The 25,358-nt window shown below is 46.1% G+C and carries 25 protein-coding genes and 1 tRNA gene; 18 read left to right on the plus strand and 8 right to left on the minus strand.

Annotation, left to right across the window (positions count from 1 at the left end; all coding sequences use genetic code 11):
* Nucleotides 1–2 precede the first annotated feature (2 nt).
* From ACMCM8_RS02780 to ACMCM8_RS02800, 5 genes are all read left to right on the plus strand, one after another.
* Nucleotides 3–1,541, plus strand: coding sequence for a winged helix-turn-helix domain-containing protein (locus ACMCM8_RS02780; protein ID WP_412725236.1), 1,539 nt, complete (start codon nucleotides 3–5; stop codon nucleotides 1,539–1,541).
* Between the two features lie 119 nt (nucleotides 1,542–1,660).
* Nucleotides 1,661–3,148: an amidohydrolase family protein gene (locus ACMCM8_RS02785; protein ID WP_412725238.1), complete on the plus strand. Its 1,488-nt coding sequence runs from the start codon at nucleotides 1,661–1,663 to the stop codon at nucleotides 3,146–3,148.
* 14 nt (nucleotides 3,149–3,162) lie between these two features.
* Nucleotides 3,163–4,029 carry a S1 family peptidase gene (locus tag ACMCM8_RS02790; RefSeq protein WP_412725240.1) on the plus strand — a complete coding sequence of 289 codons (867 nt, stop codon included), beginning with the start codon at nucleotides 3,163–3,165 and terminating at the stop codon, nucleotides 4,027–4,029.
* Nucleotides 4,016–4,696 carry a hypothetical protein gene (locus tag ACMCM8_RS02795; RefSeq protein ID WP_412725242.1) on the plus strand — a complete coding sequence of 227 codons (681 nt, stop codon included), beginning with the start codon at nucleotides 4,016–4,018 and terminating at the stop codon, nucleotides 4,694–4,696. Before ACMCM8_RS02790 ends, ACMCM8_RS02795 begins: the two co-directional genes overlap by 14 nt.
* Nucleotides 4,697–4,698: 2 nt before the next feature.
* Nucleotides 4,699–5,124, plus strand: coding sequence for a GNAT family N-acetyltransferase (locus ACMCM8_RS02800; protein ID WP_412725244.1), 426 nt, complete (start codon nucleotides 4,699–4,701; stop codon nucleotides 5,122–5,124).
* A 16-nt stretch (nucleotides 5,125–5,140) separates the two neighbouring features.
* On the opposite strand, the gene ACMCM8_RS02805 is transcribed toward ACMCM8_RS02800, so the two are convergent.
* Nucleotides 5,141–5,217 (minus strand) — tRNA-Ile (locus ACMCM8_RS02805).
* A gap of 443 nt (nucleotides 5,218–5,660) precedes the next feature.
* On the opposite strand from ACMCM8_RS02805, the gene ACMCM8_RS02810 reads away from it, so the two are divergent.
* From ACMCM8_RS02810 to ACMCM8_RS02860, 11 genes are all read left to right on the plus strand, one after another.
* Entirely contained in the window at nucleotides 5,661–6,470 is an 810-nt protein-coding gene (locus ACMCM8_RS02810) for an MbnP family protein (RefSeq protein ID WP_412725246.1), read from the plus strand.
* 183 nt (nucleotides 6,471–6,653) lie between these two features.
* Nucleotides 6,654–6,983, plus strand: coding sequence for a hypothetical protein (locus ACMCM8_RS02815; RefSeq protein ID WP_412725248.1), 330 nt, complete (start codon nucleotides 6,654–6,656; stop codon nucleotides 6,981–6,983).
* A gap of 477 nt (nucleotides 6,984–7,460) precedes the next feature.
* A complete protein-coding gene (locus ACMCM8_RS02820) occupies nucleotides 7,461–7,781 on the plus strand; it encodes a DUF3718 domain-containing protein (protein ID WP_412725250.1) in 321 nt (106 codons plus the stop codon).
* A gap of 127 nt (nucleotides 7,782–7,908) precedes the next feature.
* Entirely contained in the window at nucleotides 7,909–8,670 is a 762-nt protein-coding gene (locus ACMCM8_RS02825; RefSeq protein WP_412725252.1) for a LytR/AlgR family response regulator transcription factor, read from the plus strand.
* A gap of 88 nt (nucleotides 8,671–8,758) precedes the next feature.
* Nucleotides 8,759–9,178 (plus strand): CidA/LrgA family protein, encoded by a 420-nt coding sequence (locus ACMCM8_RS02830; RefSeq protein ID WP_412725254.1) that lies wholly within the window; start codon nucleotides 8,759–8,761, stop codon nucleotides 9,176–9,178.
* Entirely contained in the window at nucleotides 9,175–9,885 is a 711-nt protein-coding gene (locus ACMCM8_RS02835) for an LrgB family protein (protein WP_412725256.1), read from the plus strand. The genes ACMCM8_RS02830 and ACMCM8_RS02835 overlap by 4 nt, the downstream gene beginning before the upstream one ends.
* Nucleotides 9,886–10,066: 181 nt before the next feature.
* Nucleotides 10,067–11,062, plus strand: coding sequence for a response regulator (locus ACMCM8_RS02840; RefSeq protein ID WP_412725258.1), 996 nt, complete (start codon nucleotides 10,067–10,069; stop codon nucleotides 11,060–11,062).
* On the plus strand, nucleotides 11,062–11,550 hold the full coding sequence (locus ACMCM8_RS02845) for a PAS domain-containing protein (RefSeq protein ID WP_412725260.1): 489 nt from the start codon (nucleotides 11,062–11,064) through the stop codon (nucleotides 11,548–11,550). The genes ACMCM8_RS02840 and ACMCM8_RS02845 overlap by 1 nt, the downstream gene beginning before the upstream one ends.
* Nucleotides 11,551–11,659: 109 nt before the next feature.
* Nucleotides 11,660–13,426 (plus strand): DUF1566 domain-containing protein, encoded by a 1,767-nt coding sequence (locus ACMCM8_RS02850; protein WP_412725262.1) that lies wholly within the window; start codon nucleotides 11,660–11,662, stop codon nucleotides 13,424–13,426.
* A gap of 2 nt (nucleotides 13,427–13,428) precedes the next feature.
* On the plus strand, nucleotides 13,429–13,971 hold the full coding sequence (locus ACMCM8_RS02855) for a DUF1566 domain-containing protein (protein WP_412725264.1): 543 nt from the start codon (nucleotides 13,429–13,431) through the stop codon (nucleotides 13,969–13,971).
* Nucleotides 13,972–14,268: 297 nt separating this feature from the next.
* Nucleotides 14,269–15,069 (plus strand): DUF2884 family protein, encoded by an 801-nt coding sequence (locus ACMCM8_RS02860; protein ID WP_412725266.1) that lies wholly within the window; start codon nucleotides 14,269–14,271, stop codon nucleotides 15,067–15,069.
* A gap of 54 nt (nucleotides 15,070–15,123) precedes the next feature.
* Here ACMCM8_RS02860 and hemW read toward each other — a convergent pair whose 3' ends face one another.
* From hemW to ACMCM8_RS02880, 4 genes are all read right to left on the minus strand, one after another.
* On the minus strand, nucleotides 15,124–16,263 hold the full coding sequence (gene hemW, locus ACMCM8_RS02865) for a radical SAM family heme chaperone HemW (RefSeq protein ID WP_412725268.1): 1,140 nt from the start codon (nucleotides 16,261–16,263) through the stop codon (nucleotides 15,124–15,126).
* Nucleotides 16,256–16,858, minus strand: coding sequence for an XTP/dITP diphosphatase (locus tag ACMCM8_RS02870; protein WP_412725270.1), 603 nt, complete (start codon nucleotides 16,856–16,858; stop codon nucleotides 16,256–16,258). Before ACMCM8_RS02870 ends, hemW begins: the two co-directional genes overlap by 8 nt.
* A gap of 279 nt (nucleotides 16,859–17,137) precedes the next feature.
* Complete coding sequence (srmB, locus tag ACMCM8_RS02875) at nucleotides 17,138–18,364, minus strand: ATP-dependent RNA helicase SrmB (protein ID WP_412725272.1); 1,227 nt, start codon at nucleotides 18,362–18,364, stop codon at nucleotides 17,138–17,140.
* A 198-nt stretch (nucleotides 18,365–18,562) separates the two neighbouring features.
* The gene (locus tag ACMCM8_RS02880; protein WP_412725274.1) at nucleotides 18,563–19,696 is read right to left on the minus strand and encodes a CCA tRNA nucleotidyltransferase; all 1,134 of its coding nucleotides are present in this window, start codon (nucleotides 19,694–19,696) and stop codon (nucleotides 18,563–18,565) included.
* 150 nt (nucleotides 19,697–19,846) lie between these two features.
* Between ACMCM8_RS02880 and ACMCM8_RS02885 the strand changes: the two genes are divergently transcribed.
* Both ACMCM8_RS02885 and ACMCM8_RS02890 read left to right on the plus strand, forming a co-directional pair.
* Nucleotides 19,847–20,758, plus strand: coding sequence for an ExeA family protein (locus tag ACMCM8_RS02885; RefSeq protein ID WP_412725276.1), 912 nt, complete (start codon nucleotides 19,847–19,849; stop codon nucleotides 20,756–20,758).
* Nucleotides 20,751–21,908 (plus strand): general secretion pathway protein GspB, encoded by a 1,158-nt coding sequence (locus tag ACMCM8_RS02890; protein WP_412725278.1) that lies wholly within the window; start codon nucleotides 20,751–20,753, stop codon nucleotides 21,906–21,908. The genes ACMCM8_RS02885 and ACMCM8_RS02890 overlap by 8 nt, the downstream gene beginning before the upstream one ends.
* Before the next feature lie 55 nt (nucleotides 21,909–21,963).
* On the opposite strand, the gene ACMCM8_RS02895 is transcribed toward ACMCM8_RS02890, so the two are convergent.
* The 3 genes from ACMCM8_RS02895 to leuC all read right to left on the minus strand — a co-directional run bounded on the left by ACMCM8_RS02895 (nucleotide 21,964) and on the right by leuC (nucleotide 25,358).
* Nucleotides 21,964–23,163, minus strand: a complete 1,200-nt coding sequence (locus ACMCM8_RS02895) for an HD-GYP domain-containing protein (RefSeq protein ID WP_412725280.1) — start codon at nucleotides 23,161–23,163, stop codon at nucleotides 21,964–21,966.
* 185 nt (nucleotides 23,164–23,348) lie between these two features.
* A complete protein-coding gene (gene leuD, locus ACMCM8_RS02900) occupies nucleotides 23,349–23,954 on the minus strand; it encodes a 3-isopropylmalate dehydratase small subunit (protein WP_412725282.1) in 606 nt (201 codons plus the stop codon).
* 3 nt (nucleotides 23,955–23,957) lie between these two features.
* Nucleotides 23,958–25,358 (minus strand): 3-isopropylmalate dehydratase large subunit, encoded by a 1,401-nt coding sequence (gene leuC, locus ACMCM8_RS02905; protein ID WP_412725284.1) that lies wholly within the window; start codon nucleotides 25,356–25,358, stop codon nucleotides 23,958–23,960.

Below are 25,358 nucleotides of genomic sequence, written 5' to 3' on the forward strand. Positions count from 1 at the left end.
GCGTGAATAACAACAATAAGAAGGCCGAAAACGTGAACCATGCGACATTTTGTACGTTAACTGGTGAAGTCAGTATAGGTGAGCAAACCGCCCGTTTACGGCCCAAAACCTATTTACTTGCCCAATACTTAAGCGAGCGAAGTGGGCAAGTGATTTCAAAAGAGGAGCTTCTAGAGAACGTGTGGGAGGGCAGCTTTGTTGAAGAACAGGCAGTCTTTCAGTCTATCAATGAAATAAGAAAAGCGTTTTCGCCCACTGAAGTGATAAAAACATACCCTCGTAAGGGCTATGAGTGGGTCGTGCCCAGCCAGCCAGAAATGGTTGAAACTCACCACCAAGAGACGCTTGGTGGAATACAACGCAAACATGCCATTGTTATCTGCGTTACCGCTTTAGTCGGTTTACTGCTGCTGGCGCTGCTCATTGGGTGGCCCGGTGACAAGACAACGCAAAACATTGCTTTAGACGACACAGTCGCCCCATCTGCTTCGACCCATCAGGCACTTTTGGTGTTGCCATTTGATACGCGACAACTTGCCCAGTCAGAGCAATGGGTAAGCATTGGCGCTGTTCAGGCCATAGTGGATGGGTTTACTTCGACGACAGATTTGACCTTATTTCAGGTGTCAGATGTGTTGGATATCCTAGCCCGCGTGCCTTCGAACACCCCCGAACCACAAGCGCTTTTTGATGTGTCTGCTGCAACCCATATTATTGAAGCTACACTCAGTGGCGTGCCCGGAGAGTATCATGTGGCCTTCACTGTCTATGAACACCAATCTAGACAGCAAGGTGTTATTCACGGTCAATTCATTGAAGACGTGTTAAGCAGACTGGTTGAAACAATTGGCCGTGAACTGGCTGCATCGCCCACGGCTAAACGGGTGCTTTTTGCCAATCAGTTTAACAACGCCCTTATGTATAACGCAGTTCAATTGCTGGCATCCAACGACTTGCCTTCGGCTATTTCATTTCTGCAAAGTGCTATTACCCATGCCCCGAATAACCTAGCAGCCTATTTTCTATTGGCCAAAACTTATCAGCAGACGGGTCAATATGCACAGGCGTTGGAAATTGCTCAGCAAGGTATGGGCGTTGTGGTCACCAATAACGAAGATAAGGTCTATCAATCGAGACTGAATTACATCATGGCAGTCAGTTTGTTTGCACTTGGCGACGGTCAGGCGAAGTTACAGCTTGAGCAGGCCATTCAGTTGTCATCAGAAAACGAGGACTGGTTGTACACTGCATATGCCAAGGCGATGCTGGCACAATATTGGATTAAAGCGAAGCGCTTCGATGACGCATTGCCCTTGTTGCAAGCCTCTTTGGCATATCAGCAAATGTTAGGGTGCCCTATGGGCGTCGCGCAAGGTTACCTGGATTTTGTAGATTACTATGTTGCCAAGGAAGATGTAGAAATGGCGAATTCAAGTTACAACCTGGCTTTACAAGTCGTAAAGGAGAAGGGACTCACTCAGGTAGAGCCTTTGTTACAAGCCCAGCAAACAAAGTTGCGCACATTATCAAAAGGCCAATGAAACTGGCAGTTATAAAGCAATTTTAGGGCTTTTATAACGACCTTTTAAGACTTTCAGAGTGGTTCACTTCATGGTGCTCCTAAAGCCAGCATGTCGCTGACTTTGGTATGGAGCATTCAATGAATAAAATGAAAAAGCGCCGATTTGCTTGGAGTATTGTTGTACTACTTGTGAGTTTGCCAACCTTAGCCGCGCCCATTAACAAGGTGGAGTACGATCTTACCCAACGCGCATTTGTCAATGCACGCATTATAGGTGTTACTCCTCACGCTTCGGTGCTAGAGGGAACGCTACTGGTTAATCAGGGAAAAATTGAGAAAATCCAACCCACTGATGCCCCCATTCCGGCCAACTACGACATAATCGACTTGGAAAATAAATGGGTGATACCAGGAATGATAGATGGGCATATTCACCTGTCTCAGTCTGGCTCGGCATTTACAAGACCAGACATGATAAGCGCACAAAATATCCGCACTTACGAGGAGGATCAGAGTTGGTTGAAGGCGAACAGGCAGGATTTACTTAAGACTTATTTAAAAGTTGGCGTCACGTCAGTGTTTGATTTAGGTGGACCGTCTTCTGCATTACCGCACTATGCTCTGGCAAGTGCGTCAACACCTTCCCCTGACATTTATGCCGCCGGCGAACTGATATCAACGCAATCTGTACCTGAACTTGACGGAACGGGGCAGACGTTTATCGCAGTAAAAAGTGCTGACGAAGCATTGGCCGCGGTTAAGGCGCAGCTAGGGTTACCTGTGCATACGATCAAATTTGTGTGGACCAATGAGGCGAGCAAGTCTCCTCAAGCCTTGTATGCCTTATACGTTCAGGCCATGAAGCTTGCCAAGAAAATGGGCAAAGTTGTGGCGGTTCATGTAGAAGATTTAGCCTACGCCAAAATGGCCATAAGAGCAGGGGCGGATATTCTTGTGCATGGTGTAATGAGCGCCCCTGTGGATGATGAATTTCTCCAATTGGCTAAGCAATATCAAGTTACCTATATGCCTACTTTGTTCGCGTTTGAGCACTACAAAGATATTTTTAGCCAAGAGGTGCGTTTTAGTGAAATTGAGGAGCGACTGGGTCACGATGAGATTACCCAGTCCTTTACCCAATTGGCCCTAAACAAATCTGATACTGGTCAAATGTTTCAAGTGATGACGACGTATATGCCTTTTGTGGATGACGATGCCAAACAAAACACATTATCACCGCAAGAAAGGCAAATTATTGCCCAATTATCTCGGCTTTTTTCAACGCAAATAACCGACAACCAAAAAGCCAATCTGTTAGCCGTGATCAATGCGGGTATTCCGGTAGCCCTAGGGACTGATGCAGGCAACCCCGCAACCTTACATGGCGTAGCGCTGTTGGGCGAAATAGCAGCGTGGATAAATGCGGGCGTACCCGTAGAGAAAGTGATAGAAACGGTTACCTGGGGCAATGCCAAAGCGTTCGGTATTGATCACCAACAAGGCTCACTTACCAGTGGTAAAGATGCTTCCTTTGTCGTGTATGAGCAAGACCCCAGAACCAATAGTATTACGCATACCCTTCCTGTCACCATTGTCCTAAAAGGGCAACCACTTTCCTTTCATTAATTGGGTACCTGACAATGAAATTATTAAAGCTGGCCGTATTTATGGCTGCGGTATCACTGGTAAGTGTTGTTAGCACGCCTTCTTTTAGCATAGTCATCAGACATGACGTAAAAGACAAAAACTATCGCGCCACAATCGAAGACTTTCCTCCCCTAGCCACATTATACGCTGTGGGGGCACACGGCACCCTGATTGCACCTCAATGGGTAGCAACTGCAGCCCATACCATATTTTGTATAGAGCCTGGCGATACCATTAAAGTGGGTCACCAATGGGCACAAGTGGAAGCCAGATATGCGCATCATGAGTATGAGCGAGGAGGCGATAACGATATTGCATTGATTAAACTTACTCATCCCGTGTTGTCAGTAGAGCCAGCTTCGCTTTATCGCAACCAAGATGAGTCGGGACGGGCGGTGTGGTTTATTGGCGTTGGGGGAACAGGCAATGGCAACCTTGGGCAATCAGTGTCTTATAAAGAGAACAAGGGCGTATTGCGAAAAGCCCAGAATATTATTGAAGCAACCGATGGCAATGAAATTGAGTTTACCTTCGACAAAGCGCCCAATGCATTGCCGCTTGAAGGCGTGTCGGGGAACGGGGATAGCGGTGGGCCTGCTTTTGAGATGATAAACGGGCGTTACTATCTATTGGGTATAAGCTCTCGGGCTGACTCTTGGTTTAAGAAGATGGGCGAATATGGGGTAAATGAGGTGTACACACGGGTATCTTATCACGCCGATTGGATTGACAATGTGATGCTTGAAGCTCCCGCGTTTATTAAAACTTACACTACACAAAAACGCTTTGCGCAATCCAATATTGTTGCGCAACTTGACGCTGTTTGCCAAAAAGTGGGCTTTAATCATGAACAACACTAAGGGTATTTGGCTAAGTGCCCGTAAAGCCCATTTAAAAAGGTTTACTTACCAACTTCATCAAACCTGGCTAATGGTTGCGCTTAGTGCCTTTTGTATTACGGGGTGCGCCGGTATTCCGATAACCAGTGTGTATAAAATGATGAATACTAATCCGGTAGCTTTTGATCCTGACAAAGTGGCTGTGGCAGTGAAAAGAACCAACGTAGTACAGGTAGAAACCGGTGACGTTGAAATGCAGGTGTTTATTAAAGGTGGTGAAAGCCAACAGCCTGTTTTACACACGTACTATCTGGTGGTCGATAATGCGCCCACACTACCTACTTCTCTCAGTAAGCTTAGGCATGATGAAGCACTCACGGTGATGACCCTGTCAACTGACGATGCAAAGCGGTTTCACGCGCTCCAGCGAAGAATGAAATCGCATCTTCGCGCGGGTGGTCACATTGATGACTTTGGGTTTATAGTACGCATTCTTGATGGGTGTAAACGAGTATCAAACGTTCCTACAGACGTGTTTCTCAGCCTTTATTTAAAGTTGGAAAAATACGATGACTTCTTTCCGCTGTATCAGGACGTTAATATAGGTAAGGTGGATTTAGCACCGTTAAAGCAGTTAAGCGATTGGGATACGTGTACAGTGCCAGCGGAAGAGGGGTCAGGAGAATAGAAGTGAAACTAATAAAAGCGACGATTCGTGATAAAGACTTTCTGTTTGAATTGCGCAAAGCGACGATGGCACAGCATTTCGAAAAAATGGGACTTATAATAAGCGATGAAGAACATCAATCTCGCGCAGAGTATGCCTTTGAACAGGCTTATCTCATAGTGGTACAAGGAGCGCCCATTGGTATGGTTAAGTTTCAAGAAAGAGCGGATGAACTGGAAATTATACAGATACAAATCGCGCCGTCATATCAGGGTCAGGGTTATGGAAAAACCATGATTGAATATCTCATGGCACAATCACCTCACAAGCCAACGAAATTAACGGTACTTAAAAGCAACCCCGCTGCCAATTTATACAAGCGCTTAGGTTTTGCCATTTACGATGAAGATGACTACGAGTTTTATATGAGAAAAGACGCTAGAGTGTAATTGAGTGAAGAAAAAATGGTGGCCCCACCCTGACTTGAACAGGGGACCTGCCGATTATGAGTCGGATGCTCTAACCAACTGAGCTATGGGGCCATATAGAGATGTGCGCTGAAATTGTTAGGGTTAACAATCACAAGCGAGCGCAAGTATAAGCAGTTTTAGATGCCTTGTCACGCCCCTGTTGGCGCTTTGTGAAGCGTTTGCTTTATTTTTGTTCGAAATGGTATGTCTTGACTTCATCGGCTTGTTTTTGCCAAGAAGTATTTAACCTTTTGATATGGAATTATCTACATCTTTCAAAACTATGCTTCGATATGGTGAAAACCAAAGAGGAGCTGCGAAAAGCGAACCATCAAAGCCTTAAATAAATAGGTTTAGTTTACATGGCACAACGCGTTATTCATGCTTGACTCTTAAACAGTAAAAGCCGCACTATTACCAGCCAGACAAGCCCGTTATGTTCCTCAACAAACCAAAGGAAGATGGCACAGTAGGCTTGAGACAACCCCGAATTCTCCAAGGAATGATGCAAAACTATGAAAGTGCGTTATCGCAATGGTCTTCTCTTAACACTTTTTACAGCGCTATTAACTACCCTAACAGCCTGTGACGTAATCAATATAAACAGTCGTCAACCTGGCGAAATCCCCTTTAAATTGGTCGGCGTAGACGCCGGGGCGTGCCCCATGATCATGAGTATTGGTCAACAACGCTGGAACATCGACTACTTTGGTTTTTACCTGAGTAAACCGGAAGTTCGAATCGATGGAAAATGGCAGCGCGTTAAATTTAGACAAACAGAATGGCAAACCGCAGATGCTGCTTTATTAAAATTTCACTCATTGTGTAATGCCCCGAAAGACGCCAACGATAAAATCATTTTAGATGTGTCTGAAGAACTAATGAAACTGGCCACTAATTTACGTTTCACCATGGGACTGCCCTTCGACGTCAATCATGCAGACCCGCGTTCACAGCCGTCTCCTTTGAATGACTTAAGCATGTTTTACAATCGCCAAAATGGCCATCAGTTCCTCAGACTTGATGTTTCTCAAAACGGCGATGAAAACTATACTTGGTCTTATCACTTAGGCAGTGTGAATTGTCCATCCGAATCCAGTGAAGTGGCACCAGAGAAGTCCTGCGCATTTACGAATCGTGTAGAGTTTATCTTGCCGATGACCCAATTAGATACGCAGCTTGATTTAGATGTATCGGTGTCAAATATTGTTGCGCAAGTGGATATAAAGGATGCGCCAAGTTGCAAATTTGTTAGCCCAGAATTACCACCGTGTAACAAGTTAATCCAAAACTTGGTGCATCGTCCTTGGATAAAATGGCAATAATTAGTTAATTAACAGTGCAAAAAGTAGCGAAACTTTGCTCATTTAGTGTATTTTGTGGTTATACTTTGTACTTAGATATCAACCAAATGCTTATGTGCGGATTGTTAACATCGTGGTAAACTCTCGAGCTTCTATATTTTGTTAACAAAAAAATAATGCAGGTAAGCGGTCGCGGAGATGAGAATGACAGAAAAACCTTTTATTACGAGTGGTCGAAATACCATCATCCACAAAATAAGAAAATTAGATCTATTGATAATAAATGGTGATGAACACCCGCCAGTGCTTGTTACGTATAAAGGTCTCAAGCAGTATGAAGGTAAGGTTCCAGAAAATAAGCGTGAAGCGAAGATGATGGACATGGAACTTGTTGACGTGACCACAGGTGATGTATTTGGTGATGAAAAAACACTTTTGTTTATTCAGACACTGAATGGCAAAGAGTATAAAGTTGATTACTCAAAAATTGGCACAAGTATGTTTATTAAAATTCACCAAGATAGTTTCTTCTAAAGCTACCTTTTTAAAGTAAACTGCTATTATGGCGCCGAAGGGGTTAGGCAATCTGGCCCCTATTGTCATATTGCTATTGAATTAATCTTTCTGATTAATCCCCTTTTTTTACCCACTCCTCTTATTTGTCACGCTGGCTTACTGTGACTGGCCTTTTTGCACTATTACAATGATTCCACTTACCTATCTGTATGTGTTGACTGATATTAGATTTCAGTTGTTGCACAGACATGGATTCCCCATAACAGGTTTACAGTCTTAATCACGGAATGTTTCAAAATGTGTGTTAAGTACGATTAACAACAGTTTAGACCGTTTATTAAACCTCGCTATTTGGGTGCTTGTCGCAACATCGCAAATAGAGGCTTCTTAACGAATTTACAGCGTTACTTTAACAAGAATTCACTAATTTATTGGTGCGGGGCAAAAAGAGATAGCACCCGCTGACGAATACTTTCAGAGGAACTTGTTATGTTTATGTCATACCGCATCACTAAATTAGCTTTACTCAGTTTAACCCTGGCATTGGGCACTACATCGGCCAGTGCAAACAGCTACCCCAAGGAAATGGAAAAAGAATTGATCGCTGTGTGCAAAGCGGTAAAAAGCGATAGCCGATTAAGATTAAATTTCGCTGTGAAAGCCACCGGGCTGAGCATGCGAGATTTGCATAAAGGCTTAGTTTGCAATGGTGAAGATATGCTTGCCTTTGCTTCCACTCACGGGGCGACTAAAACCGGCGCATTAATAGCTAAGCGCGTAAAAATTGCGCCCGACGTACTGACCGCCAAGCGCTGATTGAATAGATTTAACCCTGGCCATTTTGGGCTACATGCCTTGTAGCCCCTTTTGTTGAAGTCATTAACAGGTTACGCGTTGTCGATAAGTAGCCAGAAATTGTTTCTGCGTTAGTAAAGGAATGCATATGATTGCGTTGGTTTTCTTAACGTCACTGTCGCGTCAAAAGGCGCTGGTAGAGATACTGAATAAGCTGGGTGTATTTACTCACGTATTTGAAGCGGAATCATCAGGCCATTGTTTGGCATTGGCTGAGAAATACCCCAACTCGATTGGTTTTTATTCGGTTGCACAATCCAGTAGAAACTTGGCTTCTCGCTACTGGGTAGCGGTAGGGGAGCACGCTCACGAAGCCCTTTTAGCATTCGAGCACAACGCATCCAGTTTTGTTATCCACCCGTTTTCTAATGAGCAGATAAGTCACGCGATCACGCGTGTTAAGCACCAATTTAGCTGTCATCAGCGGGAGATGCAGTTTGATTTACTGGTCCAAGGTTTGTGTAAACAATATGGAGTATCTGCTTCTGCACTGTTGGCTACGCTTCGGCGTCAACTGGCCATTCACAACTCACCCGCTGTTGTAGGGATCCGGTCTGAGAAAGGATGGTGTTGCCTTGATCCTGCTGACATCAAGTGGATTGAAGCAGCCGGCGACTATATGTGTGTACAAACCCTTTCTGAAAATATCATTGTCAGAACCACATTAAATGACCTCCTTAAACGACTACCAGAGCAATATTTTAAGCGCTGTAATCGATCTGTGGTGGTTAACCAGCGTCACGTCGCACACCTAGAACAAAAATGCAATCAACAACGGGTCATCATGCAGGGGGGAGAAGCCTTTAAAATCACCCATAAATACTATTTTCAGTTCTGGCAGTCACAATAGACGCTAAGACCATGGTCGCGCTGGTACAGCGCCCTCCAAATGGTTACACTCTCAGTTCAATAGGGTAAGCGTCTGTAACGGTGGAGATGTGCGAGCAGGGACAAATTATGTAGTCGGTGGCATTCTCGTTTTTGGTGCGTACTATTTGGGGCTGTATGTAACCCAATTGTTTGATTTACCTCTGCCTGGCCCATTGGCGGGTCTTCTTTTTTTACTGGTTTTCCTGTTTCTTTTCCCGCTTTACGAACGCCATGTTGCCGCTTTTGCTACGGCACCGCTAAAGCATATGTCGCTACTGTTTGTTCCGGCAGTATTGAGCGTGACCTTGTACTGGTCTGATATTCAACAAAACAGTGTCGCACTCTCAATTGCCATTGTGGTGACTACCGTTTTGAGCTTGGGAGTCACTGCGTGGTTGTCCCAAGCACTTTTTGCCAGCAAGCAATCGCCCGTGCATCCGTCAACGACCGACAATGCGCAAGACAATAAGGATGGGAGCAAGCCATGAAGGAAGCTTTGCTCAATGCCTTTACGCTGACTGGGGGAATGTGGTTGGCAATAACGCTTGTCAGTTACCTATTTGGACTTTATGTTCATCGACGTCTTCACAGCCACCCTCTTTCTCACCCCCTAATTACTACCGCAGTATTAGTGGGAGTTTGTTTGTATGCCGCTTCTGTACCTGTGCCTGACTATCAGCAGTATGCTGGCATTCTACATTGGCTATTGGGGCCTGTGACAGTGGCGCTCGCGTTGCCTATTTATCGGCAATGGCGTCAGTTGCACTTATATGGCTGGCGTCTTGCGGTCAGTATTGCATTTGGGGGAGTACTTGCGCCGGCTTTAGCGTGGCTTGCGGTTTATTTTTTTGATGCGCCTCTGGCTATCCAATTCACCATGTTAGCGAAATCAATTACCACCCCTTTGGCGATGGAAACCAGTGCTCAAATTGGCGGAATACCCCCTTTAGCTGCGGTTTTTGTTATTGTCACCGGAGTAGTAGGCGCAATATTTGCCAGTGGAATTTTTACCTTGTTGAACGTCACCAATAGGCAGGCGCAAGGAATAGCCCTCGGTACAGTTGCTCATGCCGTAGGTACGGCAAAAGCAATTCACATGGGTGATGACGTGGCCGCGATGGCCACGTTAGGGCTGTGTGTTAATGGAATTTTTACTGCGATTGTGCTTCCGTTAATTTTTACGTTAGCGGCGTAGATAAATTGCCATTGGCTGGCAAAATTCTCCAAAAGTGCTATTTCTTAGTGAAGTGTTTCGTATCACTATATACGTCATGGATAAATCGTCACTTCAGTTCCACGCAGGAATGCCGATAAGTGCTATTGATTGAAAATTTCAGCGAAAGCTGGTTTCAAAAACTAGGTGGTAATAAAGCTCAATGTTTTCTGTACTCGTCTGCGATGACTCATTAGTTGCGCGTAAGCAAGTGGCCAAATGCCTTCCTCAAGACTGGGAAGTCGCGGTTCATTTTGCTAAAAATGGCCAAGAAGCACTGTCAGCACTGGCTGAAGGAAAGGGAGATTTGCTTCTTCTCGATCTCAATATGCCAATTCTGGATGGATATGGCACTTTGGAAGCGATTAAACAGCAAGGCCTTAAAACAAAAGTCATTGTTATTTCAGGTGATATTCAACCAGAAGCGCATCAACGAGTTACCTCTTTAGGTGCCTTGGATTTTATTAGAAAACCAGTAGATCCTCAGACGCTGTCAGGGGTGTTAGACAAATACAACATATTACATACTGAAAAAGAGGTGGAAGAAGAAGCGCCGCCGCTAGATCCTGATATTAGAGACTGTTATCAAGAGATAACCAATATTGCCATGGGGCAGGCGGGCGATCACCTTGCTCGTATCATGAACGTTTTTGTCGAACTGCCTATTCCTAACGTAAACCTCATTGAAGTGTCAGAGCTTCATATGATGCTGTCAGATATCGAGAGTCACGAGCAAGTTACAGCGGTATGCCAAGGCTTTTTAGGGCCGGGTGTCAGTGGTGAAGCACTGTGTATTTTAAGTGATTCGAGTTTTGACGATGTTGCGAAAATTCTCAATGTTGAAGGTGATGTTGACGATCAGTTGCAGCTTGAATTGCTTATGGACGCAGCAAGTATCCTAATTGGGACGTGCCTGACAGGGCTTGCCAATCAAATGGATATCAATTTCAGTCAAGGTCACCCCATAGTGCTAGGCCAGCATCGGGCCATTACAGAAATTATCAGCATGAATCAAATAAAGTGGAAGCGCACCTTGGCCATTGAGTTGAGTTACGGTTTAGAGGGCTACAACGTGCAGTGCGATTTGGTCTTATTGTTCACCGAAGAGTCAATGAAGATGATGAATTCAAAACTCGCCCATTTGTTGGAGGACTTTTAATGAGCCAGCATTTAGATGAGTTGCAAGAATTCCATTGGATGATGGATATGCTCCAATCAGTGGATGTGGGCATAGTGGTACTGGATCGCAACTTCACGGTAAAAGTGTGGAATGGCTTTATGGAAAGCCACAGTGGGCTGTTACCCAGTGAGGTAAGAGACAAGTCGCTGTTCTCTCTTTTCCCTTCCATCAAGCAGGATTGGTTTGTAAAAAAAGCCAAACCTGTGTTCGACTTAAAAACCCGGGCGTTTATGACATGGGAACAACGTCCTTACTTATTCAAGTTTCCTAACTACCGGCCGATTACTGGAAGTGAGTCTTTCATGTATCAAAACATTACACTGTCGCCTTTAACGTCAACGACAGGCAAAGTGGATTATATCAGCATGATGATTTACGACATGACCGATGTGGCTGTAGGTAAGAAACAACTCGAAGCATTACAAGTAATGATTTCTGAGCAACAAGAAGCGAAATCAATGCGATAAAAAAAGGGGGCAGCGCGTCCCCTTGTGCTCCTTTCTCCGCTACAGGCAAGTGTCATTTTTTTCAGATTATTTTCAGTGCGTTTATGCAATCCTTGCGATGGGAGTTATTATGCAAACAAGCCCCTTTTCAACTTACCACTTTTTAGCAAAGATGTTAGTGCGCTGCGCAGTCATCGTAGGGCTAATGGCACTCACTGTTGCGTGTGGCGGCGGGGGAGGCTCAAGTGATGGAGAGGTGGCCCCGAGTCGTCTGGTCGTTAATGCCGGACCTGATGCAACGGTAACGGAAGGCGCAACATATACATTCAATGCTCAGGTAAGCGGGGGAGACGGAAGCTACAGTTTTAATTGGAGTGTTTCGCCCTCGCTGTCAATTACCCATGCAGATACCAGCCAATCGAGCGCCAGCTTTGTTGCGCCTGAAGTAAATTCGTCTACCCAATATACCTTTACCCTAACGGTAAACGATCAAAGTGGAAACACGGCAAGTGATGAAACGGTTATTACGGTTGCACCTGTGAACCTTGCTCCTTTAGCCAATATAGACCTGCCCCAGTGGGAAGGTCTTCCTAGTAACACCTTTCCAGGCGGTGTTGAAATAGTACTGGACGGCACTGCAAGTACTGATCCCGACGCCAGTTCAACGCCTGGTATTGTCAGCTATAATTGGTCTCAAACCAGTGGCACAAATGTTATTACCGGCGTGGCCACTGACCTTGCCACTTTAACCATCACTACCCCTATCACCAATGATCCCCAAGTATTAACTTTTCAGTTGGAAGTGACCGATAGTGAGGGGGCCACTGACACAATGGACGCTTCGCTATCGGTACAATCGGCTACTGATACGCTACCCGTTGTGGATGCTGGTTTTTCCCAAGGCGTATTCAGTGGCGAGATTGTTATTTTGTCAGGCCAAGCCAGTACGTCAGTACCCAGTGCTCGCCCGCTTAACTTTCGCTGGGAAAGAAGTGGCAATGTGGTAAGCCCTACGCAACAAGATTTTGACAGGCAAACCAATAGTGTAGTGGACGATGACGATGCCCTGTCTACATTTGCAATAGCGCCAGCTGTCGCCTCTACGTCGGTTGTGGTTTATACCCTCACTGTTACTGATGCCAACGGCAATCAGGTAGAAGATGCGATTAACGTGCGTGTCAGACCCATGCCAACCCCGTTAATAAACGATACAGGCTTTTTACAGCAAGCGACAAATACGGCACTGACCCAAGCCCAACAAAATGATTTTCCCGGTCAAGATGGTCAACGAGGCGCTGATGTCATTGAAAAAAATGGCTTGATTGAGAAAGCTGGTAGAGGAAAAGCTGGGTTTGATTTCACCCGGCTCAATGCCAACGGGGACGAGCAGGACGCCAGTGCAACCACTTGGTCGTGTGTGAGAGACAATGTGACAGGATTAATATGGGAAGTGAAAACTGACGACGGTACGTTTCAAGACAAAGACTATACCTATGCCTGGTATAGCGATGAAGTAAACGGTGGGTTCGAAGGTGATGTATTGGGGAGTAATGCCAGTTGCCTGCTGACTAACTGCAACACGTCCGCTTATGTAGAAGCCGTAAACGCGCAGGGACTGTGTGGATTCTACGACTGGCGGATGCCTACTCATCACGAGTTGTTTTCATTGATGCACATGGGGGTTGCCGATAGTGTGGCAATCGACGAAGACTACTTTCCGCATACTGGACCAGTCAGCGCTTCTCCCTTGTGGTATTGGACATCTGTGCCCAGTGCGGATGGTGTGAATAACGATGATGCGCGCAATGCGTGGGCATTAGACTTTTTATCTGGAGTGGACAATTTTCTCAACAAGTCTACTGCAGCACGAGTTCGTTTAGTGAGAGCGGGACGATAAGCATGAAAAACGCAATATTTTCGAAAAAAACAGTAGCCGTGGGGCTAGTATCGGTATGCCTGTCTAGCCTTTCTACAGTGCTTAGCGCACAAGAGTGCTTGTCTGATGGACTGGAGACTACCCCTACCAGCTCTTTTTCGTCCATTACCTCTGACTCCATGCTCGATACCACTACTGATTTAGTCTGGCGTCGTTGTGCACAAGGACAAACCTGGAATGGAGCAACCTGTTCAGGTGAGGCGGTTAAGTATACCTGGCAACAGGCATTACAACTGGCACATCAGGCCAGTAATGAAGATTTGTTGGGGTGGCGTTTACCGAATGTGAAAGAGCTTGCTACGCTTACTGAACGTGATTGTGTTCGTCCTGCTATTAATCAAAGTGTTTTTCCTGCTACACCGCCTGATGATTTTTGGACTTCTACGCCCTCGGCCAGTGACCCCGATCGGGCATGGGTAGTGGCCTTTTTCAACGCCAGTCATTCCATTAAGGAGAAAAACCGATTTGTGTATGTGCGATTGGTACGCACCTATACAAACGAGTAAGCAATTAAGGAAAATTAACCTTTTTCGCTACGTGTGTCGTAGTTAAGGCAGCGTTAGAGGGTAAGCGCGAAAGGTAACCGTTAACTTATCCTTTAGTCTAATGGAGAAGGGTGGTACTTTCACTGGTCAAGGCGCGTATTATAATACGCGCGTCACTTTTTTAAGACGTTATTTTGTGTGCAATGATAAGCACTACTTAACGAGTTAACGTGTGTTATCGTCAGATTCAACCTGATTTTTAGCACGTTAGACTCATGACGGCTTTTTATTTTGCAGTAAGCTAGCCACAATATCAGTATGAAAATAAATTCGCGCCTTAAGGCTGCACTTTTTACAATATTTCTGTGGGCTGGGTTTAACGCTTCAGCACAGGCAGAATATACCTGTAACATCGACTTTGCTTATGGTATTGCGGTGAACGATGACCAAATTCGCGTCATGGATAAAACCCGTACCGTAGTGCAAATCAATCATCAATCTCAGCTTTTTGTTGGCGGACGCTTACAAGATCTGTCGGCGGAGCAACGCCAGTGGTTAGCTGACTATTCAATTGGGTTACATTACGTAGTTCCTAAAATGATTGTGTTGGCAACAGAAGGGGTTGACCTTGCCATTGATACTATCGAACACGTTTATCTGGGGTTGGTCGGTAGTGACCACGACAGTTACGAACGCTTAAATACGGCTATGAAGCGGGTGCAAAACCGCGTGAAAGACAAATTCAGACACGCCAGTAACCACTATTTTATCGGCCCTGGGTCGTTAGAGAGTGTGGATGAATTTGTCGACAGTGAAATTGAAGCGCAACTGGAAGAAGCAATTTCCACATCAGTGGGGGGAATACTCTCTGCAATCAGCGGTATTAATACCGGAAATGGTGAAGTCAACCAAGAGAAAGTGGCTGAAATTACGCGTCAATTAAGCACGGTGGGAGAACATTTTGACGTAGGTGACAAGGCCACCACACTGCGCAAAAAAGCGGAGTGGTTTTGCGAAAAACTCAAACGCCTAGATGTCGCAGAAGAGCAGTTACGCGCTAGTGTCCCTGCCTTTGAATCTTTTAATATCATTACCGTACAAACTAGAAAGCCCGATTAACTCGGGCTTGTGCTTTACCGCGATCGCTTTCACCTACTACTTGAGATACCTCAGTTAAACAAAGCAGGACAACAATGAATTGAGATATCGACGGCCTTTGGCGGAGACTTGCCAGTACCTGTCAGTGATATGCAATAACCCCTGTTTTTCAGCATCACTTAACGCATTGTGTACATCCTTATCAATGGCTATTCCAGTCAATGCTGTAAAGTCATCAATGGGGCAAGGCTCAACAAGGCGAAACCGATTCATAAAAAACTCAAAGGGCAAGTCTTGCGCTTCAACTTGGTTTTCCGTGTCTAAATAGGGGCGACTTATCTCCATGTAGCCACGAGGGTGTTTTACTTTGACGGTGCGGTGAATAGTACCGTTCTGCGTATCGGTAATTTTGCCATGTGCCCCACAACCAATGCCTATATAGTCACCAAAACGCCAGTAATTCAAGTTATGACGGCACTGATGTCCGGCCTTGGCGTAACCGGATATTTCATACTGATGATAACCCGCCGCTTCCAGTAACGCGTGGCCCTGCTCCTGAATTTCCCACAAAATATCATCCTCGGGTAACTCAGGTGGGCGAGAGTAAAACGGAGTGTTGGGCTCGATAGTCAGTTGATACCACGACAGGTGATAAGGGTTTAACGCGATCCCTTGCTTTAAATCGGCAATTGCATTGGCCACACTTTGCTCGGGTAATCCGTGCATCAGATCCAAATTAAACGTCGGCAAGCCAACACTGTGTGCTTGTTTTACCGCGTTTTCAGCCTGCCTTTCGTTGTGGATACGACCCAGTACCTTTAAATGCTGTGGCTGAAAGCTTTGAATACCCACCGATATTCGGTTTACGCCCGCTTGATAAAAGCCTGCAAACTTACCCGCTTCAACCGTGCCCGGGTTCGCTTCCATGGTTATCTCTGCATCAGTTGCAAGATTAACCCGCTCTTTTACACCAGTAAGAATGTCGGCCATGGCCTCGGCAGAGAATAAACTGGGTGTACCGCCACCGATAAAAATAGTGTCTACTTGCCTATCACCTACCCGTTTAGCGTCTATAGCTAAGTCGTCCAGTAAGTGCGCTACATATTCTTTCTCGGGTAGGGCAGATTTAAGCCCGTGGGAGTTAAAGTCACAATACGGGCATTTCTGTACACACCAGGGGATATGGATGTAGAGGGCTAACGGAGGGTTATGCAAAAGTCTCTCTCATGGTGTTCAATAAAAGGCGAAGGGCGTTTCCGCGGTGACTAATCTGATTTTTCTCGACTTTATCAAGTTCTGCGGCAGTGCAGCCATGGGTAGGGACATGAAATACAGGATCGTAACCAAAACCGCCGTTACCAGAACGAGCATTTAATATCTCACCTTGCCACTTTCCTTGCGCAACTAGAGGGACAGGATCGTCTGCATGGCGCATAAATACGAGTGTACAGAAGAAGTGAGCCTTGCGCTGGGTTTCACCTTCAAGCTCACTTAATAGCTTGTCGATATTACTGTCATCCGTGGCATCAGCACCGGCGTAGCGGGCCGAATATATACCAGGCGCGCCGCCAAGGGCATCAACCACTAAACCTGAATCATCCGCAATAGCGGGTAAGCCAGTAACTTGTGCCGCATGACGGGCTTTAATGATGGCATTTTCCACAAAGGTTGTGCCCGTTTCAGGGACATCTGATACCCCCAATTCTTTTTGTGCAACAACGTCTACACCGTATTCGGCAAATAAAGACGCAAACTCACGGACCTTACCTTGGTTACCTGTGGCTAGAACAATTTTTTCCGGAAATGTCATAGTACTCTCTTTTGAATTGGCAGTGAGGCCGCGCAATGAACTGCGGCTGCAAGTGGGGGATTGCTTCCACAAACACGCTGTAAACACGTCCGTGTGCGCTCCGCTGCCGCATCCATGCGGCAGAGGGTTTGCTCCAGCAATACCCCACCCACATCCTTGTTTATTGCGCGACCTCGCTCAGCTTTCTTTGTACTGCAAAGAGTCAGGGCACGCATTAAATGGAAAATAGGCCTCTATCAGCACTTACTCCCTATCACCCACTCCACGATTTCTGTCAGATCACTTACGCTTTTTCGGCTTTGTTTTGGACTTAGCTTTATCTTTAGCTTTGACTTTCTTCTTTTTAGGGCCAATTTTAGGCGCTTTGTTTTTAGGGCGTAACTCGTCGATAACGCGGGCTTTCAATGGCTCGCCCATATAGCGTGCAGCTTTGGCCACCATTTCGAAGTCGTGCGCTTCTACCAAAGATATCGCGGTGCCTTTTGCGCCTGCGCGACCAGTTCGTCCAATACGGTGTACATATACGTCGGCTTTACGCGGCATGTCGAAGTTAATAACATGGCTTACGTTTGGTACGTCGATACCACGGGCAGCAACATCAGTGGCTAGTAAGATAGGCACTTCACCACTTTTAAAGCGCGCCAACGCAGCATTGCGTTTATCTTGTGGCATTTCACCTTGTAGCCAGCAAACCTGGATGTCTTTTGATGCCAAAAAGTCTTTCAACATTTGCAGACGGTCTCGGGTTTTAACAAACACCACAGCACTGGTGGTGGTAGGCTGTTTTAGAATATGAACCAACAACGCTTGTTTGTGTGCCATATCATCAGCAAGGTGATACCACTGGTGAATTTTGTTCTTCTCTTTGCGCGACGGATTCGCTTCAATCACTTCTGGATTGTTAAGAATTTCATGGGCAAAGTTGCGTACACCAGCGCCTTCTAAGGTAGCCGAGAATAACAGGTTTTGTTTACGCCAACGGGCTTCAGCAGCAATTTGGTTAACCACAGTGGAAAAGCCCATGTCTAGCATGCGGTCGGCTTCATCGAGGATCAAACACTCAATATCGCGGCAATCGGCGGCTTCTTTTTCAATATGCTCAAGCAAGCGACCTGGCGTTGCCACCAGAATATCGAGGTTTTTGCTCAAGGTTTCTTTGTCGGTACCATAGTTAATACCTCCAGTGATCACGCCACACACAATTTGCGTGTGCTTGGTAATAGCCACTGCCTGCTCGTATACCTGTAGTGCTAGCTCGCGGGTAGGCGTTAAGATTAAGATACGTGTCGCACCGGGTTGTCTGCGCGGGTAATCTAATAAAAACTGGCACGCAGGCAACAAAAATGCCGCTGTCTTGCCTGTACCTGTCGGTGCAGATGCTAGGATATCGCGCCCGTCTAAGGCGTGAGGGATCACCAGCTCTTGAATGCTGGTGGGAGTTTCAAACCCCATATCGGCAACTGCGTGACACAGTGCTTCGTCTAATTCGAGTTCTTCGAAAGTCATAGTATAAAAAACGCTCTAAATGAATGGGGCGTATTGTAGCATTGCTACATCAAAACATAGAGAAAAACTGCGGTTAAATTCGCTCTCCTTAGGTAAATACACATTCTATTGCCAGTGGGTGAGTACCATTAGCATTTAACAGGTGTAACTGAGTTAGATTGAGTTCACTGATTTTGTCTTCACTAAGAGCGCGAGAAATTACTCGCGTAGCGACGCTATGGCGTTGAGTTTAGCTTGGTTCAATGCTTTTTTTATTTCAGGGCCTTTAACACCTGTAGCAATAATGTCTTGCACATTCACTTGATTGGCTACTGCAAGAGCTTGTTGAATGTGTTTACTTTGACGCGACCAATCGATGTTTTTGGCACGGGCGTAGGGTGCAAATGCAGTGAGTAATAGTGAAAATCGTTCACCTCTTCGCCACGCATCACAACCGTTAAAAAGGTCGAGCAGGTCGTTTGGCGTATTGTCCGTCTTGATCAACACCCCTTTAAACTTACAGGCAAGGAGCACAATCTCGCTTACCTGATTTTGCACTTTTAATCGCGTGCACAAACTCTTGGCTTCGTCGTCGGTTAAGTGCGAAAGCATGGCGGTGAACCTTGTGGTGAGAGTTGTGTTTGCATCAGCGTTTTCGTTTGAAGTGCTTGTTAAGTCCACCGCTGCCTTTAACGTAGCGATTGGGGTTTGAATGTCACGTTCAATCTCAGTAAACCAGTCACTCAGGCCGTGCACTTCATTGAGCACAGTAAAAAACACGTCGGGAGTTTGCTCCAGTAAACTGCGCTTGGTTTCTTGCCATACCCGTTCTGCAGTCAGCGCTTTAAGTTCACCACTTGTGGCCATATTTTGCATTAACGCAAGGGTTTCATCGGCAATAGTAAACCCTAAATAAGCGTAACGGGTGGCAAACCGCGCTACGCGAAATACTCGAAGGGGATCTTCGCTAAACGCCTCAGATACATGGCGTAACACCCGACTTTCAAGATCAGATTGCCCGTGATAGGGGTCAATAATATTGCCGTGTTCATCCTGAGCCATGGCATTCACGGTGAGATCCCTGCGCATTAAGTCTTCTTTAAGAGTAACAGAACTGGAAGCATCACAAATAAACCCGGTGTAACCCGTACCTGACTTGCGCTCAGTCCTGGCGAGTGCATATTCCTCCCCGGTTTTGGGGTGAAGGAATACCGGAAAATCCTTTCCTACTTGTGTGTAGCCTTTATCCAGCATAGCTTGTGGCGTCGCGCCTACCACCACGTAGTCGCGTTCCGTTACAACTCGGTTTAGCAGGGCGTCGCGTACCGCACCGCCGACTAAATATACTTGCATGCTACCTCGTTTTTGTTCTGTACTGACTTGCTTAGGCACGCAGTATAGCAATGTTACAATTAAATTCGCAGGTCGGGCGTCATACGCTTTCACTTAAGGGTGGCCTCTGGTAGTTTAATTGTCGTTTTTCAATGATCAGTAGCAAATAGCATGTATTTGAATTATTTCGGGCTAAGCGACAACCCTTTTTCCATCGCGCCCAATCCCGATTATTTGTATATGAGTCCCAGGCACAAAGAGGCGCTGGCGCATTTGACCTTTGGCCTTAGGGAAAGTGGCGGGTTTGTAATGCTGACCGGCGAAGTGGGTACGGGGAAAACCACAGTCTCACGAAAACTTCTGCAACAACTGCCCGACAATACTCAGGTGGCAGTGATACTCAACCCCACGCTGTCTGCCCTTGAGCTATTGGCGACGGTATGTGACGAGTTAGGCTTGGAATACGCGGCCAGTAAGGGAAGCCTTAAATATTTTACTGATCTTATTTTGGCGAAATTGGCGGAAAACCATCAAGCGGGTATGAATACAGTACTCATGGTGGATGAAGCGCAGCATTTACTACCCGAAGTGTTAGAGCAGCTTCGTTTGCTCACTAATTTAGAAACTAACCGTGAAAAACTGCTCAAGGTAGTGTTAATTGGCCAGCCAGAGCTTCAGCAATTACTAAAACGCAACGAACTCCGGCAGCTTGCCCAACGCATAACTGCGCGTTATCACCTATTGCCCCTTACTGCACCAGAGGTGAATGCCTATATCGCACATCGTTTGAGTGTGGCTGACGGTGATATCAGTATTTTTAGCCAATCGACATTACGCGCCGTTCACCAAATTACCGGAGGGATCCCTCGGGTGATTAACCTGTTATGCGATCGCGCGCTCACCTTGTCCTTTACCAAGCAACACGCTGTGGTGAATAAGCCTATTTTTCTTGCAGCAGCAGGGCAGATTTTAGGTGAGGATGTAGTAACACAACGTCTACAGCAAAGCAGAAAATGGCATTTGGCTATCGCCTTTCTTATTGCGTTAATCAGCGGTTATGGCATAGGGAGTTTATATGTCTGAGTTAGTCGCAATTGCTGATGTAAAGCCCGGTATGGTGATTGTGCAAATTACCCAGCAAAACGGTCCGGTGAAAATTAGAAAAGCAGGGTTGGTAAGTAGCGAAGCCATGGTTCAGGGGCTGATGGAAATGGGGGTACAGGAAGTGGAAATAGACCCCGAGCAAACGGTAGAGATTGCTACGACGTCCCATCAACACACTCAGACCCAAGCGTTGTTAAGAGGCAAACATGATACCGCAGCCAAGGCAGATAAATCGCTGAATGAACAGTTCAATCGAAGCCTTTTCTTACCCACAGTGGAGAGTTTACCGTCCACTTGGCGCTGGTATAGCCGCCAGCTGTGGCCTTTCGCGCTTGTCGTATTAATGGGACTTGTTGTCGGCTTTATTGTGGCGACCTCGACTCGCTGGTGGCCCGCAGTAAAACAAACAGCAGAGGTAACCGTTAGCACCAAGGCTTCAGATGGCGAAGTAGAGCAAACAACAACTTCCCAATCTGACGAACAGGGAACAATACAGCTAACGCAAGGTAAACCAGTCACAGGCGAAACGGCGGCCATTGAAACCACTGCGCCTTCACAAACCTTGCCGATTAGTTCAGGTGAGAACACTGCCCCCCAGGGTGCAAGAGTGCCAACCTCACAGACAAATAAAACGGTAGATGATGTAAAACAGTTAGCACAGAATCTTTCACAGGGGCGTGAAGCCAATGCGCCTTCGTCTTCTGACAGTCAAGAGCAAACCACGGCTGACACTAATTATGAAGGGACAGTGCTCAACGAACCTCAAGATGGGGCAAACGTATCTGTGTCGCCTGAGTTAATGGCAAAATTCAACGAGGCGGTAAAAGCGCTGGATACACAAGCAGAAGTAGGGCAGGACGAATACAAGCCTTCTGTTTCAGTACACGATGATATTATACGGGTGGATCAATTACCTGTGCGTCTGTTGACGCGCTTACCTACCATGAACTTTAGTGCTCACATGTATGCTTCGCATCCTAACGACCGCTGGGTAAGAGTGAACGGCCGTCAGTTATCTGAGGGCGATTGGATAGCGGATAAGGTCAAGATCGTCAATATTGAGGCGCAACGGGTTATATTGTCATTTGAAGGTGAAGTTTTCAGTATGGCGGCGCTGACTGATTGGTAACCATAAAGCGCAATAAAAAAGACCCTAACGGGTCTTTTGGGCTTTACTAACTCATTTAGATTGGCATTTGGTTGATAAATACGTCTTTGAAGAATTTGGGAAGGTTCAAATTAAATTCTTCTGGCCTTACCCCTGACACGATTTCATCGTCATACTGACTTAAGTCGATGCGTTTAACTTCATTAAAGTGTTGAGAGGTGACGCTGTAGAAGGTCATCACATGAGGGCTGACCGGATCTTTAGGGTTGGCTCTACTGACAATACCTAATTTACCACTTTTCAACCTGACTAATGAGCCCACTGGATGGACACCAATACACTGGATAAACTTTTTGACCAAAGATTGGTCCAAGTTTTCTGATGCGGTTAGGCGTTTAAGCGCTTGAGTGGGGGTAATGCTTTTCTTATGCACGCGGTTTGAGGTCATGGCGTCGTAGGCATCTATTATCGCAGCAATTCGTGCAAATTCAGAGATTTCGTCGCATTTTAATCCTTTGGGATAGCCACTTCCGTCGGTACGCTCGTGGTGTTGCTCAATAATCTTAAGCGACAGGTCGGAAATGTCGCCACACTGCTCCACAAGTCCAACGCCAAGTTCTACATGGGTTTTCATTACTTCCCAGTCGTCACTTGAAAACTCGCCTTCGTGATTGCGAATCTCGTCGGGCAGCGAAGACATCCCTATGTCCATTAATAAGGTGCCAAGACTCACTTGTTCAATGGTGTCTCTGTCAAAGCCTAAATATTCGCAGAAAATACCGCTCAATACACTGCAGTTTATAGAGTGTTCCAGCAGATATTGATCGGTTTCTTTAATCATGGTGAGACAACTCAACGCATCTTTGTTGTCAAAAACGCTTTCGATCAGGCTCTGAGAAAGAGACTCCATAGGGCTTAAATCTTTAACCGCACCATTTTTAAGCCCTTTCAAAAAGCTGCTTTGTATTGCTACCGCACTTTCATAGAGTTCGCTGGCTTCATTGATCGAATCTCTACCGACTGGTTTAGCAATGGCTTGGGTCGTGACTTTGTCGTTATTGGTTTCAGGATCAGAAGGCGGCGCTTTCGCTTTTGGTAATTTCGACTTGGCCATATCGATTTCTAACAACAAAATACCTTTGGCCTTCAGGCTATCTATAATGGCTTGCGTCTTAACAATACCTTTTGAGCGCATTTTAAGTGAGCCCTTTTGCTCAAGTACTTGATTGACGTACATCCCTGGCTGCAAATCATCAATGGGTACCTGTTCTAGCATTATTTCTCCTGTAAGGCATGTTTAAGCCAACAAACTGACGTTGAAAAGGAATTCTACGATAATCTTTAACAAAAAGTGAATGATTTATTGTGCTTTAGTATAAGATTAAAAAAGCGAAGTTATTAGATTTATTAACTTCGCTTTTAATTACGTTTTTTAAAAAGACTTGATTGCCCTAATTCACTTTAGAGCCAGGCAGGCTGTTTTTGCTCAAACGCCTCAATGGTCTCGCTAAGTGCCAAGGTTTGCCCTATGGCATCTAAGCCTTTAATAAGGTTGTTTTTGTGATGCGCTGCAATATCAAAGCTAACACTATTATCGTTAAAGCTGACGGTTTGTGCTGGTAAATCCACAGTAATTTCAACCGCCGGGTTTGCGTTTACTGCGGCAAATAGTGCATCCATTTGTTCACTGAGCAAGGTTACAGGCACCAACTGGTTGTTAATACAGTTACCGTAAAAAATATCAGCGAAGCTGGTGGCAATAACCGCTTTAAAGCCAAAGTCGGCTAATGCCCACGGCGCATGTTCACGACTTGAGCCACAACCAAAGTTCTCTCGAGCTAGCAGAATACTTGCGCCTTTGTGCTCAGGCTTGTTAAGCGAAAACGCCGGATTTGGCTCTTTTTCTTCCAAATCTAAATAACGCCAATCGTGGAACAAATGCTTGCCATAACCTGCACGGGTAACGCCTGTTAAAAATTGCTTTGGAATGATTTGGTCAGTATCGACATTGGCCTGATCTAATGGCGCAGCAATGCCTGTATGTTGTGTAAAACCTTGTTCAGCCATTACTTACTCCTGATAATCTCGTACGTCGGCAAAGCGACCAGTGATGGCCGCGGCGGCAGCCATTGCCGGACTAACTAAATGAGTGCGTGCACCACGTCCCTGACGACCTTCAAAGTTACGGTTGCTGGTAGAGGCACACCTATCGCCCGCCACTAGTTTGTCGTCATTCATGCCAAGGCACATAGAGCAGCCCGGTAAACGCCACTCAAAGCCCGCATCGATGAAGATTTTATCGAGTCCTTCTGCCTCTGCCTGACGTTTCACGTTACCAGACCCGGGTACTACGATGGCGGTTACTGAATCGGCGACCTTACCGCGCTTGGCAATTTGTGCCGCTGCGCGCATATCTTCAATACGTCCGTTTGTGCACGAGCCAATAAAAACGTGGTTTACTGCAACGTCAGCTAACCTTTCTCCTGGATTTAAACCCATATAGGCCAGTGCCTTTTTAGCACTTTCTTTTTCTATTGGATCGCTGAAATCTTCAGGTGAAGGTACAGGGGAGTTCACACCAATAACTTGTCCCGGATTTGTGCCCCAGGTGACCTGAGGTGCAATATCAGCCGCTTCAAGTTCAACCACAGTATCAAAGGTGGCCCCTTCATCCGTGTATAGGGTTTTCCAATAGGCTACGGCGTCTTCCCATACTTGCCCTTTGGGCGCGTATTCACGCCCTTTAAGGTAAGCAAAAGTTTTCTCATCAGGTGCCACAAGGCCGGCTTTAGCGCCCGCTTCAATGCTCATGTTGCACACTGTCATACGTTCTTCCATGCTTAAGCCGCGAATCGCTTCACCCGCGTATTCAATAACATGGCCTGTTGCGCCGGCATGACCAATTTTACCAATGATGGCTAGAATGATGTCTTTGGCAGTGATACCCACAGGCAATTTGCCGTTTACATTGATTAGCATGCTTTTCGCGCGGCTTTGTTTCAGGGTTTGCGTGGCAAGCACGTGCTCTACCTGAGAGGTACCAATACCAAACGCTAATGCGCCGAATGCACCGTGAGTGGCGGTATGAGAGTCACCACACACCACCGTCATACCAGGCTGGATCAAGCCCAACTCTGGTCCCATAACGTGAACAATTCCCTGTTTTTGGTGACCGACAGGGAATAATTGAATGCCGTGCTCTTCACAGTTTTTTGCCAGGGTTTGTAGCTGAAGCGCGTTGGCTGGGCCACACGCATCAATGGCTAATGAGCGGGTTGATATGCTGTGATCCATGGTGCCGATAGTACGATCCGGACGGCGTACCTTACGGCCCTTTTCATTGAGGCCAGCAAAAGCCTGTGGTGAGGTCACTTCGTGAATTAAATGACGATCGATATAGATTAGACTGTCTTCACCGATTTGGTCGATTATGTGGGCTTGCCACACTTTGTCGTATAAGGTCTTGGCCAT

This window comes from Alteromonas sp. D210916BOD_24 (genome assembly GCF_047159385.1).
Taxonomy (GTDB): domain Bacteria; phylum Pseudomonadota; class Gammaproteobacteria; order Enterobacterales; family Alteromonadaceae; genus Alteromonas.

What these genes read in the sequence shown, in the direction of transcription:
- ACMCM8_RS02785 (WP_412725238.1), top strand. Translation starts at nt 1,661, where the DNA reads ATGAATAAAATGAAAAAGCGCCGATTTGCTTGGAGTATTGTTGTACTA.
- ACMCM8_RS02790 (WP_412725240.1), top strand. Translation starts at nt 3,163, where the DNA reads ATGAAATTATTAAAGCTGGCCGTATTTATGGCTGCGGTATCACTGGTA.
- ACMCM8_RS02795 (WP_412725242.1), top strand. Translation starts at nt 4,016, where the DNA reads ATGAACAACACTAAGGGTATTTGGCTAAGTGCCCGTAAAGCCCATTTA.
- ACMCM8_RS02810 (WP_412725246.1), top strand. Translation starts at nt 5,661, where the DNA reads ATGAAAGTGCGTTATCGCAATGGTCTTCTCTTAACACTTTTTACAGCG.
- ACMCM8_RS02815 (WP_412725248.1), top strand. Translation starts at nt 6,654, where the DNA reads ATGACAGAAAAACCTTTTATTACGAGTGGTCGAAATACCATCATCCAC.
- ACMCM8_RS02820 (WP_412725250.1), top strand. Translation starts at nt 7,461, where the DNA reads ATGTCATACCGCATCACTAAATTAGCTTTACTCAGTTTAACCCTGGCA.
- ACMCM8_RS02825 (WP_412725252.1), top strand. Translation starts at nt 7,909, where the DNA reads ATGATTGCGTTGGTTTTCTTAACGTCACTGTCGCGTCAAAAGGCGCTG.
- ACMCM8_RS02835 (WP_412725256.1), top strand. Translation starts at nt 9,175, where the DNA reads ATGAAGGAAGCTTTGCTCAATGCCTTTACGCTGACTGGGGGAATGTGG.
- ACMCM8_RS02840 (WP_412725258.1), top strand. Translation starts at nt 10,067, where the DNA reads ATGTTTTCTGTACTCGTCTGCGATGACTCATTAGTTGCGCGTAAGCAA.
- ACMCM8_RS02845 (WP_412725260.1), top strand. Translation starts at nt 11,062, where the DNA reads ATGAGCCAGCATTTAGATGAGTTGCAAGAATTCCATTGGATGATGGAT.
- ACMCM8_RS02850 (WP_412725262.1), top strand. Translation starts at nt 11,660, where the DNA reads ATGCAAACAAGCCCCTTTTCAACTTACCACTTTTTAGCAAAGATGTTA.
- ACMCM8_RS02855 (WP_412725264.1), top strand. Translation starts at nt 13,429, where the DNA reads ATGAAAAACGCAATATTTTCGAAAAAAACAGTAGCCGTGGGGCTAGTA.
- ACMCM8_RS02860 (WP_412725266.1), top strand. Translation starts at nt 14,269, where the DNA reads ATGAAAATAAATTCGCGCCTTAAGGCTGCACTTTTTACAATATTTCTG.
- ACMCM8_RS02870 (WP_412725270.1), bottom strand. Translation starts at nt 16,858, where the DNA reads ATGACATTTCCGGAAAAAATTGTTCTAGCCACAGGTAACCAAGGTAAG.
- srmB (WP_412725272.1), bottom strand. Translation starts at nt 18,364, where the DNA reads ATGACTTTCGAAGAACTCGAATTAGACGAAGCACTGTGTCACGCAGTT.
- ACMCM8_RS02880 (WP_412725274.1), bottom strand. Translation starts at nt 19,696, where the DNA reads ATGCAAGTATATTTAGTCGGCGGTGCGGTACGCGACGCCCTGCTAAAC.
- ACMCM8_RS02885 (WP_412725276.1), top strand. Translation starts at nt 19,847, where the DNA reads ATGTATTTGAATTATTTCGGGCTAAGCGACAACCCTTTTTCCATCGCG.
- ACMCM8_RS02890 (WP_412725278.1), top strand. Translation starts at nt 20,751, where the DNA reads ATGTCTGAGTTAGTCGCAATTGCTGATGTAAAGCCCGGTATGGTGATT.
- ACMCM8_RS02895 (WP_412725280.1), bottom strand. Translation starts at nt 23,163, where the DNA reads ATGCTAGAACAGGTACCCATTGATGATTTGCAGCCAGGGATGTACGTC.
- leuD (WP_412725282.1), bottom strand. Translation starts at nt 23,954, where the DNA reads ATGGCTGAACAAGGTTTTACACAACATACAGGCATTGCTGCGCCATTA.
- leuC (WP_412725284.1), bottom strand. Translation starts at nt 25,358, where the DNA reads ATGGCCAAGACCTTATACGACAAAGTGTGGCAAGCCCACATAATCGAC.